Annotated in this window: 16 protein-coding genes; 6 read left to right on the forward strand and 10 right to left on the reverse strand. The window is 76.3% G+C overall.

Annotated features, from left to right (window positions below; genetic code table 11):
* Nucleotides 1-85: 85 nt before the first annotated feature.
* Nucleotides 86-484 carry an RNA-binding S4 domain-containing protein gene (locus tag ACF053_RS21940; protein WP_058940727.1) on the reverse strand — a complete coding sequence of 133 codons (399 nt, stop codon included), beginning with the start codon at nt 482-484 and terminating at the stop codon, nt 86-88.
* Between the two features lie 20 nt (nt 485-504).
* Nucleotides 505-1005, reverse strand: coding sequence for a hypothetical protein (locus ACF053_RS21945; protein WP_391955461.1), 501 nt, complete (start codon nt 1003-1005; stop codon nt 505-507).
* A gap of 351 nt (nt 1006-1356) precedes the next feature.
* On the opposite strand from ACF053_RS21945, the gene paaK reads away from it, so the two are divergent.
* The gene (gene paaK / locus ACF053_RS21950) at nt 1357-2652 is read left to right on the forward strand and encodes a phenylacetate--CoA ligase PaaK (protein WP_391955462.1); all 1296 of its coding nucleotides are present in this window, start codon (nt 1357-1359) and stop codon (nt 2650-2652) included.
* A gap of 50 nt (nt 2653-2702) precedes the next feature.
* Nucleotides 2703-5123: a penicillin acylase family protein gene (locus ACF053_RS21955; RefSeq protein WP_391955463.1), complete on the forward strand. Its 2421-nt coding sequence runs from the start codon at nt 2703-2705 to the stop codon at nt 5121-5123.
* A gap of 3 nt (nt 5124-5126) precedes the next feature.
* Here the strand turns inward: ACF053_RS21955 and ACF053_RS21960 are convergent, their stop codons facing one another.
* Nucleotides 5127-6287, reverse strand: a complete 1161-nt coding sequence (locus ACF053_RS21960; RefSeq protein ID WP_391955464.1) for a calcium:proton antiporter — start codon at nt 6285-6287, stop codon at nt 5127-5129.
* 232 nt (nt 6288-6519) lie between these two features.
* On the opposite strand from ACF053_RS21960, the gene ACF053_RS21965 reads away from it, so the two are divergent.
* The 3 genes from ACF053_RS21965 (at nt 6520) to ACF053_RS21975 (ending at nt 9036) form a co-directional block, all read left to right on the forward strand.
* Nucleotides 6520-8346, forward strand: a complete 1827-nt coding sequence (locus ACF053_RS21965) for a serine hydrolase (RefSeq protein WP_391955465.1) — start codon at nt 6520-6522, stop codon at nt 8344-8346.
* 146 nt (nt 8347-8492) lie between these two features.
* Nucleotides 8493-8693 (forward strand): antitoxin, encoded by a 201-nt coding sequence (locus ACF053_RS21970; protein ID WP_391955466.1) that lies wholly within the window; start codon nt 8493-8495, stop codon nt 8691-8693.
* Between the two features lie 166 nt (nt 8694-8859).
* On the forward strand, nt 8860-9036 hold the full coding sequence (locus ACF053_RS21975) for a hypothetical protein (RefSeq protein WP_391955467.1): 177 nt from the start codon (nt 8860-8862) through the stop codon (nt 9034-9036).
* 117 nt (nt 9037-9153) lie between these two features.
* Here the strand turns inward: ACF053_RS21975 and ACF053_RS21980 are convergent, their stop codons facing one another.
* On the reverse strand, nt 9154-11514 hold the full coding sequence (locus ACF053_RS21980; protein WP_391955468.1) for a serine/threonine-protein kinase: 2361 nt from the start codon (nt 11512-11514) through the stop codon (nt 9154-9156).
* 245 nt (nt 11515-11759) lie between these two features.
* On the reverse strand, nt 11760-11993 hold the full coding sequence (locus tag ACF053_RS21985; protein WP_391955469.1) for a DUF6480 family protein: 234 nt from the start codon (nt 11991-11993) through the stop codon (nt 11760-11762).
* A gap of 103 nt (nt 11994-12096) precedes the next feature.
* On the opposite strand from ACF053_RS21985, the gene ACF053_RS21990 reads away from it, so the two are divergent.
* On the forward strand, nt 12097-13665 hold the full coding sequence (locus tag ACF053_RS21990; protein ID WP_391955470.1) for an FAD-dependent oxidoreductase: 1569 nt from the start codon (nt 12097-12099) through the stop codon (nt 13663-13665).
* A 445-nt stretch (nt 13666-14110) separates the two neighbouring features.
* Here the strand turns inward: ACF053_RS21990 and ACF053_RS21995 are convergent, their stop codons facing one another.
* From ACF053_RS21995 to ACF053_RS22015, 5 genes are all read right to left on the reverse strand, one after another.
* Nucleotides 14111-14317, reverse strand: a complete 207-nt coding sequence (locus tag ACF053_RS21995; protein ID WP_058940719.1) for a hypothetical protein — start codon at nt 14315-14317, stop codon at nt 14111-14113.
* Nucleotides 14318-14426: 109 nt separating this feature from the next.
* Entirely contained in the window at nt 14427-15131 is a 705-nt protein-coding gene (locus ACF053_RS22000; protein WP_391955471.1) for a hypothetical protein, read from the reverse strand.
* Nucleotides 15131-15664 carry a SigE family RNA polymerase sigma factor gene (locus ACF053_RS22005; protein WP_391955472.1) on the reverse strand — a complete coding sequence of 178 codons (534 nt, stop codon included), beginning with the start codon at nt 15662-15664 and terminating at the stop codon, nt 15131-15133. The genes ACF053_RS22000 and ACF053_RS22005 overlap by 1 nt, the downstream gene beginning before the upstream one ends.
* Before the next feature lie 172 nt (nt 15665-15836).
* A complete protein-coding gene (locus ACF053_RS22010; protein WP_391955473.1) occupies nt 15837-16688 on the reverse strand; it encodes an SMP-30/gluconolactonase/LRE family protein in 852 nt (283 codons plus the stop codon).
* The gene (locus ACF053_RS22015) at nt 16685-17455 is read right to left on the reverse strand and encodes an IclR family transcriptional regulator (RefSeq protein WP_391955474.1); all 771 of its coding nucleotides are present in this window, start codon (nt 17453-17455) and stop codon (nt 16685-16687) included. The genes ACF053_RS22010 and ACF053_RS22015 overlap by 4 nt, the downstream gene beginning before the upstream one ends.
* Nucleotides 17456-17483: the final 28 nt, after the last annotated feature.

Below are 17483 nucleotides of genomic sequence, written 5' to 3' on the forward strand. Positions count from 1 at the left end.
GGTGGTTGCGCCGCCTTCGGGTGGCCGGCCGTCTACGGGCGGCCTGGTTGCGGGCTGCCGGGCTGTCCACGGGCCGCTCGGCCGTTCACGGGCGGCGGGCGCCGCGCAGCTGGTCCAGTTCGCGGCGCTCGCGCTTCGTGGGGCGGCCGGCGCCCCGCTCGCGGACGGCGGCGAGGGCGACGTGCTCACGGGGCGGCGGGGCAGGGGTGCGGTCGGTGTACGCCTCGGCCGCCACGGGGGCGCCCACCCGCTTGGCGAGGGCCCGCCGGACCTCGACGACGCGCTCGCGGCCGGCGTGGAACACGCGGACCTCGTCGCCCGGCTTGACCGTCTGGGCGGGCTTGGCGCGGTCGCCGTTGACCCGGACGTGGCCGGCACGACAGGCGGTGGCCGCCTGCGAGCGGGTCTTGGTGAGGCGCACCGCCCAGATCCAGCTGTCGACGCGCACGCCGGCGTTCGCCTGGGCCTCGTCCGTCACTGCCATGGGTTCGGTCCCCCGTGGGGTCAGCCCTGCTGGAAGAGTTCCGCGGGGAGGGGCTTGAGGAGCGCGTACAGGTCGTCGGTGATCGGGCGGTCCCAGCTCGCGATGGTCACGAGGACGTTGTCGCTGCGGTCGAACTGCACGCAGGAGATCCGGCTCTCGGTGAGCTTCAGCCGGCGCACGATGAGGAGGTTGTCGCCCTGCATCACCGGGACGTCCTCCGTCTCGGCGACCTCGACGTGGTCGTCCATGTCCAGTGCCGCGAGGAGCTGGGCCACCTCGAAGGGGATCTGCCCGTCGGCGATGTCCCGGGCCGGGGAGCCCTCCGGGAGGTTGCCGATGATCATCGCGGGGCCGCGACCGCCGAAGAGGTCGTAGCGGAGGAAGACGCCCTGGCAGCTGCCGTCGGGGGCGGGCAACAGGCCGGCGCCGAGATTCCCGGGCCAGTCGCCCGGATCCATGGCCAGGACGTCGAAGTCCGGGCCCGCGGGTGTGGCGGGGCTGCGGCGGCGGAGGAAGGACATGGAGCCATGGTACGTGGCCGGGACCGGCGCGCGGCGGGTGGGGCGGCGGCGGGGGCGGGGCGCCGTACCGCCCGGACGGCCTGTCGCCGCCGGGTGGTTCACCGGTTCGGGGGACGGCGTGCAGGGCCGGGCGGGGGGGCCGGGGGCGGCCGGACGGCGGCCCGTGCGGCCCGCGGGTCGTGCCCCGGGTCGGCGGGTGGGGTCCGGCCGCCGTGAAGTGCCGGAGCGTGGTCGTGGGGACGTGGGTCCGTGTGGCTTCCTCGGGTCCGGGGGCTTGCCGCTGCGGGGGGCGGCGGGGTAGGTGGAGGTGTGGCGACCGAACGGTCGGTTGCCCGGACGGAGGGACGGCACATGGTGGAGGACCTGCGCGACGCCGGGGAGCGGATGGGCCGTGACGAGCTCGCCGCGGTGCAGCGGGAGCGGCTGCGCGCCACCCTGCGGCACGCGTACGAGAACGTGCCGTTCTACCGGCGGGCGTTCGACGCGGCGGGGGTGCGGCCGGAGGACTGCGCGTCACCGGCGGACCTCGCCCGGTTCCCGTTCACCACCAAGGCGGACCTGCGGGACCAGTACCCGTTCGGGATGTTCGCGGTGGAGCGGTCCCGGGTGCGACGCCTCCACGCGTCGAGCGGCACCACCGGGCAGCCGACGGTGGTCGGATACACCGAGCGGGACCTCGACGTGTGGGCGGACGTGGTGGCCCGCTCGATCCGCGCCGCCGGTGGCCGCCCGGGGCAGGTGGTGCACGTGGCGTACGGGTACGGCCTCTTCACCGGCGGGCTGGGCGCGCACGGCGGGGCCGAGCGGCTGGGCTGCACGGTGGTTCCGGCGTCCGGGGGGATGACGGCCCGCCAGGTGCGTCTGGTCCAGGACTTCCGGCCAGAAGTGATCATGGTGACGCCGTCGTACATGCTGACGCTGCTGGACGAGTTCGAGCGGCAGGGTGTCGATCCGCGCTCGACGTCGCTGCGGGTCGGGATCTTCGGGGCGGAACCGTGGACCGAGGAGATGCGACGGGAGATCGAGGAGCGGTGCGCGATCGACGCGGTCGACATATACGGGCTGTCCGAGGTGATCGGGCCGGGCGTCGCCCAGGAGTGCGTGGAGACGAAGGACGGGCTGCACGTGTGGGAGGACCACTTCTACCCCGAGGTCGTCGACCCGGTGACGGGTGAGGTGCTGCCGGACGGCGAGCGGGGCGAGCTGGTGTTCACCTCCCTCACCAAGGAGGCCATGCCACTGGTGCGGTACCGGACCCGCGACCTGACGCGGCTGCTGCCGGGGACGGCCCGGCCGGCGTTCCGACGGATGGAGAAGGTCACGGGCCGCAGCGACGACATGGTGATCCTGCGGGGCGTGAACCTCTTCCCGACGCAGATCGAGGAGGTCGTCCTGCGCACCCCCGGGCTGGCGCCGCACTTCCAGCTGCGACTGACGCGCGAGGGCCGGCTCGACGCGCTGACGGTGCGGGTCGAGGCCCGTCCCGGCACGGCGCCGCACCGGCGGGTCGAGGCCGCCCGCGAGGTCGAGGCGGCGGTGAAGGACGGCGTCGGAGTGACGGTGGCGGTGGACGTGGTCGACCCGGAGACGTTGGAGCGCTCGGTGGGGAAGATCAAGCGGATCGTGGACCTCCGTACCCGGGGATGATCGCGTATCCGTCCCAGGGAGGATGACACCGGGCCGTCACGGATGAGTGCATGGATCAACTGACCTCGTCCGCAGTTCTGTTGGGAGGCACGGTGCTCCTCCGCACCCATCTGAGACGTCTGCTGCCGGCCGCCGTCGCGTTACTGGCGACCGCCGCGACCACGCTTCCGGCCACCGCGGCCGGACCGCCCGCCGAGGGGAGGAACCCCTCGGCGGGCGGCCTGTCGGCCACGATCCGCTACACCGAGTACGGCATCCCGCACATCCTGGCCCGGGACTACGCCGGGCTCGGCTTCGGCACGGGCTGGGCGCAGGCCGCCGACCAGGCGTGCGTCCTCGCCGACGGGTTCGTCACCGTGCGGGGTGAGCGGTCGCGGTACTTCGGGCCGGACGCCGTACCGGACGGATCGCTGTCGTCGGCCCGCAAGAACCTCTCCAGCGACCTGTACTTCACCGGGGTGCGGGACGCGCGGACCGTCGAGCGGCTGCTGGAGCTGCCCGCGCCGGCCGGTCCGAGCAGGGCGCAGAAGGAGCTGATGCGCGGCTGGGCGGCCGGGTACAACGCCTGGCTGGCGAAGAACCGGGTGACCGACCCGACGTGCGCGGGCAAGCCGTGGGTCCGCCCGGTGACCGCGCTGGACGTCGCACGGCGGACCTACGCCCTCGCGGTGATCGGCGGCCAGGGGGCCGCCGTGGAGGCCATCACCGCCGCCGCCCCGCCCGCCGCGGGCCCGGCCGCGGACCGGACGCCCGACGCGCGGCGCCTCGCCGAGGCGGCCCGCGAGATGTTCGACGAGCGGAACGCGACGATGGGCTCCAACGCCGTCGCGTTCGCCGGCGGCACCACGGCGAACGGCCGGGGCCTGCTGCTGGGCAATCCGCACTACCCGTGGCACGGCGGGCGGCGGTTCTGGCAGTCGCAGCAGACGATCCCGGGCGAGCTGAACGTCCAGGGCGCCTCCCTGCTCGGCGCGCCGCTGGTGCAGATCGGCTTCAGCGACAAGGTGGCGTGGAGCCACACCGTCTCGACCGGCCGCACCTTCAACCTCCACCAGCTGTCCCTCGACCCCGCCGACCCCACGGCGTACGTGGTGGACGGCCGGTCGGAGCGGATGGTGCGCCGCACCGTCACGGTGCCGGTCGCGGGCGGTGATCCGGTGACGCGCACGCAGTGGTGGACCCGGTACGGGCCGGTCGTCACGGCCTTCGCGGGCGACCCGCTGCCGTGGACGGCGACCACCGCGTACGCGCTGCACGACCCGAACGCCGAGAACCTCCGCATGGCGGACACCTCGCTCGGTCTGGCCAAGGCCCGCTCCACGCGGGACGTCGAGCGGGCGCTGCGCCGCACGCAGGGCCTGCCGTGGGTCAACACCGTGGCGGCCGACCGGAACGGCGGCACGCTGTTCGCGCAGGCCCAGGTACTGCCCCGGATCACCGACGAACTGGCCGGGCGCTGCTCGACGCCGCTCGGGCGGGCCCTCTACCCGGCGGCGGGCATCGCCGTGCTCGACGGGTCGCGCGGCGCGTGCGCCCTCGGCAGGGACCGGGACGCGGTCCAGCCGGGCATCATGGGCCCGTCCCGCTGGCCGGTGCTGAGGGACGCGGCGTACGCCGAGAACTCCAACGACAGCGCCTGGCTGGCCAACGCGGACCGGCCGTTCACCCGGTACGAGCGGGTCTTCGGCGACATCGGGACGGAGCGGTCGCTGCGGACGCGCGGCGCGATCGAGGACGTCGCGGGGATGGCGGACCGGGGCGGGCTGACGGTGGCCGACCTCCAGCGCCAGCAGTTCGCCAACCGCGTGCCGGCCGCCGACCTCACGGCCGACGACGTCGTACGGGCGTGCCCGGCGGCCTTGCCGGACGAGCCCGCGGCGTGCGGGGCCCTCGCCCGCTGGGACCGCCGGATGGACACCACGAGCCGGGGCGCATTGCTCTTCGACCGGTTCTGGCTGCGCCTGCAGCGGGAGGTCCCGGGGCCCGACCGCTGGAAGGTGCCGTTCTCCGCGGCCGACCCCGTGGGCACGCCCCGGTCGCTGAACACCGCGGCCCCCGGCTTCGCCACGGCGCTGCGGAGCGCGGTCGCCGACCTGCGGACGGCGGGCGTCCCGTTCGACGCGCCCCTCGGCGAGCACCAGTACGTGGTGCGCGGCGGGGAGCGGATCCCGGTGCACGGAGGTACGGGGACGGGCGTGTGGAACATGACGGTGCCCGTGTGGGACGCCGCGCGCGGCGCCTACACCGAGGTGCAGCACGGCACGAGCCACGTCCAGGCGGTGGGCTGGGACGGCGGCCGCTGCCCGGTGGCCCGGACGCTGCTGTCCTACGCGCAGTCGTCGGACCCTGGCTCGCCGCACCACGCCGACCAGACGCGGCTGTACTCCCAGGAGCGGTGGGTGACGGCGCGGTTCTGCGAGGAGGACATCCTGAGCGATCCCGCACTGCGGGTGGTGCGGGTGGCCCAGTGACCGTCAGGGGCTGAGCGACAGGAAGACGAAGGCGGCGAACAGCACCAGGTGGACGCCGCTCTGCAGGAGTGTGGCGCGTCCGGGCACCACGGTCAGGGCGCTCACCACCGCGGTGAGCGCCAGCAGCACCAGGTGGACGGGGCCCAGCCCCAGCACCAGGGGCCCGGACAGCCACAGGGAGGCGAGCGCGATCACCGGCACGGTCAGGCCGATGCTGGCGATCGCCGAGCCGTAGGCGAGGTTCAGGCTGGTCTGGACGCGTTCCCCGCGGGCCGCCCGCACGGCCGCCAGGGTCTCCGGCAGCAGCACCATGAGAGCGATGGCGACGCCGACGACGGCCGTGGGCAGGCCGGCCGTCTCCACGCCGGACTCGATCGTCGGTGAGACGACCTTGGCGAGGCCGACGACGGCCACCAGGGCCACCGCGAGCAGCCCGAGGCTCCACCAGGTGGCGGCGCGGGTGGGCGGCACGGCGTGGGCGACCGCGTCGAGCGGCTCCCCGGTACGGGCGACCGGCAGGAAGTAGTCGCGGTGCCGGACCGTCTGCACGGTGACGAAGAGCCCGTACAGGCAGAGCGAGGCCACGGCGGCGAAGGCGAGCTGCGCCCCGGTGAACTCCGGGCCACGATTGCCGATGGTGAAGGTGGGGAGCACGAGCGTCGTGGTGGCGAGGGTGGTCACCGTGGCGAGGGCCCCGCCGGACCCCTCGGCGTTGAAGACGGCCACGCGGCGGCCCCGGAGGGTCGCCACGAGCAGGGACGCGCCGACGATGCCGTTGCAGGTGATCATCACGGCGGCGAAGACGGTGTCGCGGGCGTACGTGGCCGCGCTGTCGCCGCCCGAGGCCATCAGCATGACGATGAGGCCCACCTCGATGACCGTCACGGCAACCGCGAGGACGAGGGAGCCGAACGGTTCGCCGACCCGGTGCGCGACCACCTCGGCGTGGTGGACGGCGGACAGCACGGCCCCGGCGAGGCAGAGCCCGACGACCGCGACGAGCGCGCCGGGCAGGTCGCGGCCCCAGCACAGCGCGAGGACGAGCACCGCCACGACCGGGGCCCAGGTGGTCCGTTCCCGCCAGGGGCGCGGCGCGGCGGTCCCGCCGCCGGTGTCGTCGGCGCCGCCGGGGCGGCCCCGGTCCGCGTCCGTCTGCTTGCCCATGCGGCCACGCTGCCAGAGCGGTGCGCGGGCCGCACCCGGTCGGCGGGGCGGCTGCTCCGGTCGGTGGCGACGTCCGCCGCGCCGGTTCCGGCGGCGGGCCTCCGGTGGGCCCCGGGCGGGTGCGGTGGCGAGGTCGTCCCGCCCGCCTCCTTGACGGGTGGGTGCGGCGGTAAGAACGTTTCACCCGGTACGCGCGTGGGTCGGGGTTTCCTTCAGGCGGGGAGGGCGGGACATGGGGCGGGAACCGGCGGGCGGGCACGGCATCGGACGGCGGGCGTTCGGCGGCGGGGTTCTGGCACTGGGAGGTGCGCTGGTGATCGGTCCGGTACCGGGGGTCCGGGCGGCGGGGCCGGAGCTGCCCGGTGGCGGCCCGCACGGGGCCGGGCACGGGGCGGGACCGGTGCTGCGGCGCGGGACGGCCGAGCGGGCCGGACTGCTGCCGGACCACCTCGACCGGCTCGTCGACGACGCGGAGCGGTTCCTCGGCCCCTCCCCCACGCACCCCTGGTACGCGGGCGCGGTGGTCCTGGCCGGGCGCGGCACCACCGTGGCCCTGCACCGGGCGGTCGGGTACGCGCTGCGGTACGCGGGGTACGACGAGACGACGGACCGGGGCGTGGAGCTGCCACCCGAACGGCGCATCCCCATGCACGAGGACACCGTCTTCGACCTGGCGTCCCTCACCAAGCTCTTCACCTCGCTCCTCGTCGTGCAGCTGCTGGAGCGCGGCGAACTGGAGCTGGAGGGCCGGGTCGCGGAGCGGCTGCCGGAGTTCGGGGGCGGCGGGAAGGGCGGCGTGACGGTCCGCCAGCTGCTGACGCACACGTCGGGGTTGCGGGCCTGGCTGCCGCTGTACCGGGAACCGACCCGCGAGGGCAGGCTGCGGATGCTGTGGGAGGAGCGGCCGACCGACGCCCCGGGCACGCTGTACCGCTACTCGGACCTCAACCTGATCGCCCTGCAGCTGCTGCTGGAGGAGGTGACCGGGCGGTCGTTGGACGTCCTGCTGCGGGAGCGGATCACCGGACCGCTCGGCATGCGCCGCACCCGGTTCGCCCCGCCGGCCTCCTGGCGGCCGCGCATCGCCGCGACCGAGGACGCCCGGCCGCCGTGGTCGGGGCTCGACCGGGGGCTGGTGTGGGGCGAGGTGCACGACGAGAACGCCCACGCCTTCGGCGGGGTCGCCGGGCACGCGGGGGTGTTCTCCCGCGCGTGGGACCTGGCCGTCCTCGCCCGCACGCTGCTGAACGGCGGGGCGTACGGCCGCGCCCGGATCCTGCGGCCGGACTCCGTCGAGCTGCTGTTCACCGACTTCAACACCGCGTTCCCCGGGGACGAGCACGGGCTCGGCTTCGAGCTGTACCAGCACTGGTACATGGGGGCCATGGCGACACCCCGCTCGGCGGGGCACACCGGGTTCACCGGGACGAGCCTGGTCCTGGACCCGACGACCGACGCGTTCCTGGTGCTGCTGGGCAACTCGGTGCACCCGGTGCGGACGTGGCGCTCGGGGTCGGCGCCGAGGGTCGCGGTGGCCGACCGGCTGGCGCGGGCGGTACCGGTGCGGGCGGCACACGGCCGTACCGCCTGGTTCTCCGGCATGGCGTCCGCGACGACGGCGACGCTCACCCTGCCCGCGGTGCGGCCGGCCACGGCGCGGGCGAGGCTGCGGTGCGCCCTGTGGTGGGACACCGAACCCGGCACGGACGCCCTGGTGCTGGAGGGGTCGGCGCCGGACGACCCGCAGGGGACGGTGTGGCGGCCGGTGCCCTTCACCACCGTGCCGCCGGGCGGCGGGCCCGCGGCGCACCCGGGCGGCGCGGTGTCGGGCTGGTCGGGGCGGGTGTGGCACCGGGCGGAGGCGGACCTGTCGGCCTTCTCCGGCTCAGGCCGGGTGCGGCTGCGCTGGCGGTACACGACCGACGGCCGGTACGTCGGGCGGGGCGCGTACGTCGACCGGCTGCGCGTCCTGGACGGGGACGACGCGCTCTTCGACGAGGCCCGGCCGGCGGACGCCGCGCGTGTCGAGGCACGGGGCTGGGTGCCGTCGGCCGACTGACCGGGTCGCGATCGCCGGGCGGCCGGTCGCGTCCACCGTTCGGCGGCGGCCGGGGCCGACGGCCCGCGGGATGGGCGCGCGGATGCGCGGGGCGGGACGGGCGGGGAGACTGGAGCCCAGGGGGTCACTCGGCGAGAGGACGACCCATGGCCATGATGGACAAGCTCAAGAGCATGCTCAAGGGGCACGAGGGGCAGAGCAGCAGGGGCGTCGACAAGGTGGGCGACATGGTCGACCGCCGCACCCGCGGCAAGCACAGCCGCCACGTCGGCACCGCCCAGGAACGGCTCAAGGACCAGCTGAGCCGGCGCCGGGGCGGGCACGGCGGCGAGCCGCCGCGGCACTGACCCACCTCGCGCCACCACGTCCGGGTCCCCGGTCCGCCGTCACGGACGGACCGGGGACCTCCGTGCGTGCGCTGCGCCCGCACCACCCGGACGAGCGTCCCGGCGTGCGGTGCGCCCACGGCTGATGGAGAGTCGTGCCGAGTCCCCACACTCGAAGGAGAGAAACATGCTTCGGCGCATCTCGATCGCTCTGGCCGGTCTGCTCGCTGTCGGCTTCCTCACCGCCTCCCCCGCCGCCGCCGACTCGGGCGACGTCAAGGGCTGCTGGGTGTCCGGCGGCCACGTCTCGGCGGGCGACGTCCACGTCGCCGGATTCGAGGGCACCTGCTGGCACGTCGGCTGACACGGCTGTCGGACGGTCACGGGTGGGCACCCCACGGGGGGTGCCCACCCGAACCGTTTCCCCGGCCCGCGCCGCGCGGTCGACGTGCCGTCGGCCCGGGGGCTCGGACGGCGGCCCTCAGCCCGGCGTGCGCCGGCGGTGGGCGGCCGCCACCCGCCGGTGCAGCTCCACCGCCTCGGTGTGCCGGCCCAGCTGCTCCAGGCACTGGGCCTCGTCGTTCCGGCTGGCGAGCGTGTCCGGGTGGTCCGGCCCGATCACCCGCTCGCGGGCCTCGGACACGTGCCGGTAGCCGGTGAGCGCCTCGCCCCAGCGGCCCAACCAGCCCAGGCACACGGCGACCTCCCGGCCGCTGACCAGCGTGTCCGGGTGGTCGGGGCCCAGGACGCGGGCGCGGGTCGCCGCGACGTCGCGGGCCTCGCGCAGGGCCTCCTCCCAGCGGCCGAGCCGGCCGAGGTTGACGCCCAGGCCGTGCCGGGCGCGCAGCGTCTCGGGGTGCTCCGGTCCCTGCGCCCGGCTGCGGGCCGCCGTCAGGTCCCGGTACAGCTCCAGCGCCTCGTGGCCCCGGTCCAGGCGACCGAGGGCGATGCCGACCTCGTACCGGGCGGCGAGCGTGTCGGGGTGGTCCGCGCCCCGCGCGCGGGCGCGCGCGTCGGCGACCTCACGGCAGGTGCGCAGCGCCTCCTCCCAGCGGCCCAGCCGGCCGAGCGCGTGGGCGACCTCCTGGAGCGCGGCCACGGTGTCCGGGTGGCCGGCGCCCAGGACGCGGGCGCGGGCGGCGAGGACGGCTGCGTGCACCCGGTGGGCGTCGGCGTGGCGGCCGAGCCGGGTGAGGACGTACGCCGACTCCTGACGGGTCGCCACGGTGTCGGGGTGGTCCGGGCCGAGGACACGGTCCCGGGCCTCCGCGACGCGGTCCAGCTCGCGCAGCGCCGCGGCGACCCGACCGGCGCGGCTGAGGGCGACGCCGCGTTCGTGGCGGCTGGCCAGGGTGTCGGGGTGGTCCGCGCCCAGGACCCGTTCGCGTTCGGCGGCGACGGCGCGGTGCGCCTCGCCCGCCTCGGCCCAGCGGCCGAGCCGGGCGAGGCGCAGCGCGGCGCCGTGCCGGTCGGCCAGGGCGGCCTGCGGCTCCGATCCCCGGGGCGGCCGGCCGGGCGGCGGCGGGAGCGTGAACCGGTGCGTGCCGGAGTCCGTCTCCGCGCCGGGCGCGTCGGGAGCGGCTGCCCGGGGCCGCCACGGACCGCCACCCGTGCCGAGGGCGCCCGGACCGGTGCCGCCCGTGCCCGTACGCGCGCCGGTCCCCGCGCCCGCGCCGGTACCGCGGTGGGACGTACCCGCGCCCGTGGTCCACGTGCCGGTGAGCGTCGTCGCCGGATCGTCGTCGTGCGGCGGGGGCACGGGGCCCGGGTGGTGCGTGCCGACCGCCTTGCGGCCGGTGGTCATGGTGCGCGTCCACGCCGGGGCTCGGGGCGCGGGCACGGCGGACGGCGGCGGGTCGGTCCGCCGCGCGGCACGCGCCTGGGCGCCCGTGTCCGGGCCGGGCGGTGCCGCCGGGGGGACGGGCGCGCCGTGCGGCGGCGTCGCCGGGTGCGGTGGCGCCGTCGGCAGCGCAGTGGCGCCGGCCGGTACGGCCCCGCGGGCGCCGCTGATGCGGCGCCGCACGTCCCCCGCGTCGGCCGGTCGGGCGTCAGGTGTCTTGGCGAGCAGGTCCAGCACGATCCGCTCGAACGGCGCGGGCAGCTCCGCGCGGTGCGTGCGGGGCGGCTCCGGAGGGGTGTCGCGGTGGCCGACGAGGATCCCCCACGCGTCGTCCTGGTCGAACGGCGGGACGCCGGTGGAGATCTCGTACAGCACGCAGCCCAGCGAGTAGAGGTCGCTGCGGTGGTCGACGCGGCCGCCGCCGATCTGCTCGGGTGACATGTAGTGCGGCGTGCCGAGGGTGATCTCGCCGCTGGTCAGGCGGGAGGAGTGGCCGGGGCCCGCGTCGAGGCGCGCGATCCCGAAGTCGCAGATCTTCACCGTGCCGTCGGCGAGCCGCATGATGTTCGCCGGCTTCAGGTCGCGGTGGACGATGCCCTGCCGGTGGGTGTAGGCGAGGGCGTCGGCGACCTGCTCGGCGATGTCGACGACGTCGTCCACGGGCAGCGGGTGCTGCTTGTTGTCCTCCAGCAGCTGGCTGAGGTTGCGGCCCTCGAGGTGCTCCATGACGAGGAAGGGCGTGCCGTCGGACTCGCCGAAGTCGTGGACCACCGTCACGCCCCGGTGCTGGAGCGACGCGGCGACGCGGGCCTCGCGGCGGAAGCGCTCGCGCAGGACGCGGACGGAGCCCGGGTCGTGCTGCGGGCCCAGGGGCTTGAGGCACTTGACGGCCACCCGCCGCCCGAGCGACTCGTCGGTGGCGCGCCACACCTCGCCCATGCCGCCCCGCCCGATCACCTCCAGCAACCGGTAGCGGCCGTGGATCAGCCTGGTGTCCGCCATCGCCCGCTGTCGCCCCCGTCGGTCCGCTCCGCCCTCCCCGGCCCGTCCAGTATGGCGCCCTGTCTGCGAAGTTCGTACGGGGCCGGGCGGGTGTCGGCCCCTCGGGCCGGGCGCGCGCCCCGACGGGGCGGCGCCGCCGGGGCGCCGGCCCCGACGTCCCCTGCGGTCGGTGGCGGTCGGGGGCGCCGCCCGCGCGGAGGCGTGGCCGTCAGGGGTGCCCGGCCCCTGGAGTGCGGGCCGCGCGGTCACATCGCGATCATGATCGCCATCACCGCGAAGAGCGCCGCGACCAGGACGACGATGACCAGGATCATGGCGAGCGGGGCCTTGGCCCAGCCCGTCGGCGGGTTGTAGGTCTCCCGGGGGCCCGCCCCCGGCGTGCTGCCCTCGGCGGGCGGGGTCTCACCGGGCGGTACGCCGCCGCCGGCGTCCAGGCCGGTCGTGCGGTCCGGGTCGGGGTCGGGGTTGCTGTACGTCATGGGGTACGAGTGCGCAGCTCCGGGGGTTTCATGCGCGATCTCCGGGTACCTCGGATCTCTCCGGGACCGCGTGGCGGTCCGGCCGTCGACGAGGAGTGCGCTCATGGCCTACGACGCCCTTACCGGTTCGCTGTGGTTGGAGTACGCGCCGGGACCGCCGCGTCCCGCGCTCGACGGGGCCGTGGAGACCGAGGTCGCCGTCGTGGGCGGTGGCATCGCCGGTATCTGCACGGCGTGGGAGCTGGCCCGGGCGGGGCACTCGGTGGTCCTGCTGGAGGCCGACCGGATCGCCACCGGCGTGACCGGCCACACCACGGCGAAGCTGTCGGCCCTGCACGGCCAGGTGTACGCCGAGGTCAAGAAGGTGCACGGGGCGCGCGGCGCCCGGTTGTACGCCCACTCGCAGCAGCTGGCCGTCGAGCGGGTCGCCGAGGTCAGCGAGGAGCTGGGCATCGACTGCGACCTGGAGCGCCTCCCCGCGTACACCTGGACGGAGGACCCCGGGCGGACCGACGAGCTGCGGGCGGAGGCGGACGCCGCGCTGGAGGCGGGGCTGCCCGCCTCGTACGTGACGGAGACGTCGCTGCCGTTCCCGGTGGCCGGCGCGGTGCGGCTGGAGAGCCAGGCCCAGTTCCATCCGCGCAAGTACCTGCTGGGGCTCGCGGCGCACATGGAGCGGCTCGGCGCGCGCATCTACGAGCGGACGCGCGTGACGCGGCTCAAGGAGGGCTCGCCGTGCGAGCTGACCACCGAGCGGGGGCACACGATCGTGGCCCAGTACGTCGTGGTCGCGACGCACTACCCGGTGTTCGACCGGTCGCTGCTCTTCACCCGTCTGGAGCCGAAGCGCGAGCTGGTGGTGGCGGGTCCCATCGCGGCCGACCGGGATCCGGGCGGCGTGTTCCTGACCTCCGAGGGCGGCACGCGGTCGGTGCGGACCGCGCCCTCGGGGCGTGAGGGGACGCGCACGCTGATCGTGACCGGTGAGCAGTTCCCGCCGGGCACCACCGAGGAGGGCGAGGTCGGCGAGCGGTACGCCCGGCTGGAGCGGTGGGCGCGGGAGCGGTTCGGCGAGGTGGAGTTCAGCCACCGGTGGGCGGCGCAGGACAACTCGACGACGGACCGGGTGCCGTACGTGGGCCGGCTGCACGCCGGGACGCGGCACGTGTTCGTGGCGACCGGGTTCGCCGGGTGGGGCATGAGCAGCGGCGTGATGGCGGGATCGCTGCTGGCGGCCCGCATCCGGGGCAGGGAACCGGCGTGGACGTCGCTGTACGACCCGGTGCGGCTGCACCCGACCCGGGACGTCCCGGCGATGCTGAAGCTCCAGGCGCACGTGGCCAAGCACTTCGTCGGCGACCGGACGCCCGGCGCGTACGTCGACTCGGTCGACGAGGTGGGACCGGGCCAGGGCGCGGTGGTGCGGGTCGGCGGGCGGCTGCTCGCGGTGCACCGGGACGAGGCGGGGGCACTGCACGCGGTGTCGGCGCGCTGCACGCACCTGGGGTGCGTGGTGCACTTCAACGACGAGGAGACGTCCTGGGAGTGCCCGTGCCACGGATCGCGCTTCGCCGTGGACGGGCGGGTCGTCGAGGGCCCGGCGACGCGCCCGCTGGAGCGGACGCGCGTGGACGACGGTGAGGGACGGCAGGCGGAGGACGGCGGGCGGTGACGCGGACGTCCTGACGGGCGGGCCGGACGGACGGCGGCCCCGGTACCGGGCGCGGTGGACGCGCCGGTACCGGGGCCGCCGTCGTGCGGGCGCCGTCGTGCGGGCGCCGTCGTGCGGGCGGGGCGGGGTGGGGCGTCCGGTGGGCGGGCGGGCCGCCGTCACGTGGGCGCGGGGGCTGGTCCCTGGTCGGGGGTTGGTCCCTGGTGGGGACGTGGCTGCCCCAGGGGCAGCGGGCGCGCACGGGTCGGCGGACCCGGTACGCGTGCCCCGCCGGGACGCGGGCGGGAAGGAAGGGGCCGTCGGCCGGCGACGCGGGCGGGAGACAAGGGGCTGTGGGCCGGCGCGCCACGGCGCGGTCCGCCCGGGACGGCCCCCGTGGCACGGGCGGGGAAGAAGGGGCCGTGCCGCGGCGGTGCCGCGGCGCGGCCCCGGGGGGCGGAAGGGGTCAGGGGAGCAGTTCGTCGAGCGCGGCCCTGCCCTTCTCGGCGAGCCTGCGCTCGGCCCAGGCCATGTTCTTCGGGTTCACGTCGCGCCCGGAGGCGAGGACCAGGTCCTCGGCGGTGAACTCGCCTTCGGCGCCGCTGTGCAGGATGGCGTCCGGGGAGACGCCACCCTGCCGGGGCCTGGAGGTCGTTTCGGGCTCTTCTTTCATGCCGCCTCCTTGTTCGTCCGGCACTCGCCATTGTCGTCCCCGCCCCGCGCTGACGCATCCCCTCGCCGGCCGCGCGGCGGTCTCGGCGAGGGGATCCGGGCCCGTCGGGTCACCGCGAGCCGCGCGGGGCGCCGGTGGCGGGGGTGACGCCGCCGGTCACGGAGGCGCGGCCGCCGCCGGTGGAGGTCGCGGTGACCGTGTACCGGTCGTCCCCGGCGTCGCGGGCGCCCTCGGCGTGGTTGTACTGGGCGGCGAAGACGTGCTGCCCGGCCGGGACGCCCCGGCCGGGCCGCAGGGTCCAGGTGTAGACCAGGGCGCCGGCCTCCTCGCGGGTGGAGACGGCGAAGTCGTCGGCGGGCAGGGTGCGCCAGTTGCCGGTCGGGGCCACCCGGCCGGTCTGGGCGACCCGCAGCTCCACGGTGAGCTCCCGCAGGGCCGTGGCGGTGCTGAAGGTGATGTTGGACTGGGCCCAGTAGCGGTTGCTGTGCGGGTCGACGACGGCCGCGCCCCGCAGGAAGCCGTCCACGGCGCGCCCGGCGGGCGGGGAGGTGGGGTCGGGCGCCGGGACGGCGACGTGCGCGGGGGCCGGGTCCTCGTGCAGGACGGCCCGCGCGGTGAGTCCGCCGGCGGCGAGGACCGCGGCGACGGCGGCCGTGGCCACGGCGATCCGGGCCCACCGGGGGCCGGCCGGGCGCCGGCGGACGGGTACGGGGGGCGGGGCGGCCATCCCGCGCTCGATCCGCGCGAGGATGCGGGCGCGGTCGGGCCGGTGGGTCCGCGCGGCCTCCTTGAGGGCCCGCTGGAGCTCGTCCACTACTTCCTTCCTCCGACCAGTTCCGAGGCGGCGGCCCTGTGGCCGAGCAGCTGTTCCAGCTGTGCCACGGCCTTCGACGTCTGGCTCTTCACCGTACCCACCGAGATGCCGAGGGTCAGCGCGGTTTCCCGCTCGGACAGGTCGAAGGCGTGCCGCAGGACCACGCAGGCCCGCTTGCGGAAGGGCAGCCGGCGCAGGGCGCTGCGGACGTCCAGGACGGCCGGGACGTCGGGGGCGTCGACGTGCTCGGCGCGCTGCGACCAGAACAGGGCGACGCGGCGGCGCTCGCGCACGGCGCTGCGGATGCGGGTCCGGGCGAGGTTGGCGACGACACCCCGCGCGTAGGCGACGGGGTGCTGCGCGGCGCGGACGCGGTCCCAGCGGTGCCAGAGGGCGAGCAGGGCGTCGGCGGCGAGGTCGTCGGCGGCGTCCGCCTCGCCGGTGAGGAGGTGGGCGAAGCGGGCCAGTTCGGCGTGGTGGCGCTCGAAGAAGTCGTGAAACTCCGTGGCGGCGTCATCGGCGGATGTGCCCACGGGCGCCCTCTCCCCGCGCTTCGACGCGCGTGTTTCGTCGCGGTGCTGCCACGGTGCCGCCGTCGGCGGCGTGGCCGGTGTGCACCCCGGTCGGTCGTCGGTCGGACCGCGGCGCGGATCGTCCGCCCCGGTGATCACCGGGGATGGCGGAGGATGTTAGCGCAGGCGGCGGTCACCCGGCGAACGCGTGTGCCTCCCGCCCCTGTCCGGCATCGGGGAGGACGAGCAGGGAGCCGGAGAGCGGGTGCGGGTCGGCGAGGCCGGTGCGGGCGGTCGTGACGTACAGGTCGCGCAGGCCCGGGCCGCCGAACGCGCAGGCGGTCGGACGCCGTACGGGCAGGGTCACGATCCGGTCCAGCCGCCCGTCGGGGGTGTAGCGGCGGACGGCCGCGCCGTCCCAGAGGGCGACCCAGACGCAGCCGTCGGCGTCGACGGTGAGCCCGTCGGGGAAGCCGGCGCCGGGTTCGACGGTCGCCAGGGTGCGCCGCTCGACGAGGTGCCCGCCGTCGGCGCGCAGGACGTCGACGCGGCGGGTGGGGCTGTCGACGTAGTAGACGAGGCGGCCGTCGGGGCTCCAGTCCGTGCCGTTGCTGACGGTGACCCGGGGCAGGACGGTGGTGGTGGTGCCGTCGGGGGCGACGCGGGTGAGGGCGCCGCCGCCGTCCGCCTCGTCGTAGCGCATGGTGCCGGCCCACAGGGATCCGTCGGGGGCGACGGCGGCGTCGTTGCCGCGGCGCCCGGGGACCGGCGCGTGGACGAGCCAGCGGAAGGCGCCGTCGGGGTCGTAGAGCCCTATGCCGTCGCGGAGGTTGACGACGAGTCCGCCGCCGGCGCGGGGCTTGGCCGCGCCGACGTGCTGGCCGGTGAGCAGCACGCCGCGCCGGCCGTCGGCGGGGGTGTGGGTGTGCACGCGGGAGCCGAGGACGTCGACCCAGACGAGCCGTCCGGTGGCCGGGTCCCACGTCGGCCCCTCGCCGAGGGCCGCGGTCTCCCGGACGGCCACCTCGGCGCGGGGCGCGCTCACCGGCCGCCCCGGTGGCCGAGGCTGGCGGAGAGGTCGGCGGCGCCCTTGGCGGCCAGCTCGGCGAGTTCCGCCTCGCGCTCCTCGCTCCAGCGGATCATGGGGACGGAGATGGACAGGGCGGCGACGACCCGGCCGGCGCCGTCGCGGACCGGGGCCGCGACGCAGCTGACGTCCGGGTTGGACTCGCTGTGCTCGGTGGCGACGCCGCGCTCGCGGACGGTGGCGAGCACGGCGCGCAGCCGGTCGTGGTCGGTGATGCTGTTCGGGGTCATCGCGACGAGCTCGCGCCCGTCGACGCGGGCGTCGAAGTCGTCCTGCGGGAGCGAGGCGAGCAGCATCTTCCCGACCGAGGTGCAGTGGGCGGGGAGCCGGCGGCCGGCGGCGGAGACCATGCGCACGGCGTGCGTGGAGTCGACCTTGGCGATGTAGATGACGTCCAGGTCCTCCAGGACGGCGACGTGGACGGTCTCGTCGCAGGTCTCCGCGACCTCGCGGGCCACGCGCTGCCCCTCGGCGGCGAGGTCGAGCTGCTCGGCGTACCGGCTGCCGAGCTGGTAGGCGCGCACGCCGAGGCGGTAGCGGCCGGGCCGGCCGGAGGCGGGGACGAGGTAGGACCGGGCGGCGAGCGTGGTGACCAGCTCGTGCACGGTGGTGCGGGGCAGGCCCAGCCTTCGGGTGATCTCGGGTGCGGAGAGCGTGCCGTCCCCGTCGAGGAAGAGCTCCAGTATGTCGAGCGCCCTGGTCACTGCGGGAACCAGACGTCCCATGACGCCACCCACCCCTTCGTTCGAAACC

The sequence above is a fragment of the Streptomyces kanasensis genome, from assembly GCF_043077165.1.
GTDB classification, from domain to species: Bacteria; Actinomycetota; Actinomycetes; order Streptomycetales; family Streptomycetaceae; genus Streptomyces; species Streptomyces changanensis.

Excerpts from the sequence above, each read along its gene's own strand:
- ACF053_RS21940 (WP_058940727.1), bottom strand. The coding sequence starts at position 484 with ATGGCAGTGACGGACGAGGCCCAGGCGAACGCCGGCGTGCGCGTCGAC.
- ACF053_RS21945 (WP_391955461.1), bottom strand. The coding sequence starts at position 1,005 with ATGTCCTTCCTCCGCCGCCGCAGCCCCGCCACACCCGCGGGCCCGGAC.
- paaK (WP_391955462.1), top strand. The coding sequence starts at position 1,357 with ATGGTGGAGGACCTGCGCGACGCCGGGGAGCGGATGGGCCGTGACGAG.
- ACF053_RS21955 (WP_391955463.1), top strand. The coding sequence starts at position 2,703 with ATGGATCAACTGACCTCGTCCGCAGTTCTGTTGGGAGGCACGGTGCTC.
- ACF053_RS21960 (WP_391955464.1), bottom strand. The coding sequence starts at position 6,287 with ATGGGCAAGCAGACGGACGCGGACCGGGGCCGCCCCGGCGGCGCCGAC.
- ACF053_RS21965 (WP_391955465.1), top strand. The coding sequence starts at position 6,520 with ATGGGGCGGGAACCGGCGGGCGGGCACGGCATCGGACGGCGGGCGTTC.
- ACF053_RS21970 (WP_391955466.1), top strand. The coding sequence starts at position 8,493 with ATGGCCATGATGGACAAGCTCAAGAGCATGCTCAAGGGGCACGAGGGG.
- ACF053_RS21975 (WP_391955467.1), top strand. The coding sequence starts at position 8,860 with ATGCTTCGGCGCATCTCGATCGCTCTGGCCGGTCTGCTCGCTGTCGGC.
- ACF053_RS21980 (WP_391955468.1), bottom strand. The coding sequence starts at position 11,514 with ATGGCGGACACCAGGCTGATCCACGGCCGCTACCGGTTGCTGGAGGTG.
- ACF053_RS21985 (WP_391955469.1), bottom strand. The coding sequence starts at position 11,993 with ATGACGTACAGCAACCCCGACCCCGACCCGGACCGCACGACCGGCCTG.
- ACF053_RS21990 (WP_391955470.1), top strand. The coding sequence starts at position 12,097 with ATGGCCTACGACGCCCTTACCGGTTCGCTGTGGTTGGAGTACGCGCCG.
- ACF053_RS21995 (WP_058940719.1), bottom strand. The coding sequence starts at position 14,317 with ATGAAAGAAGAGCCCGAAACGACCTCCAGGCCCCGGCAGGGTGGCGTC.
- ACF053_RS22015 (WP_391955474.1), bottom strand. The coding sequence starts at position 17,455 with ATGGGACGTCTGGTTCCCGCAGTGACCAGGGCGCTCGACATACTGGAG.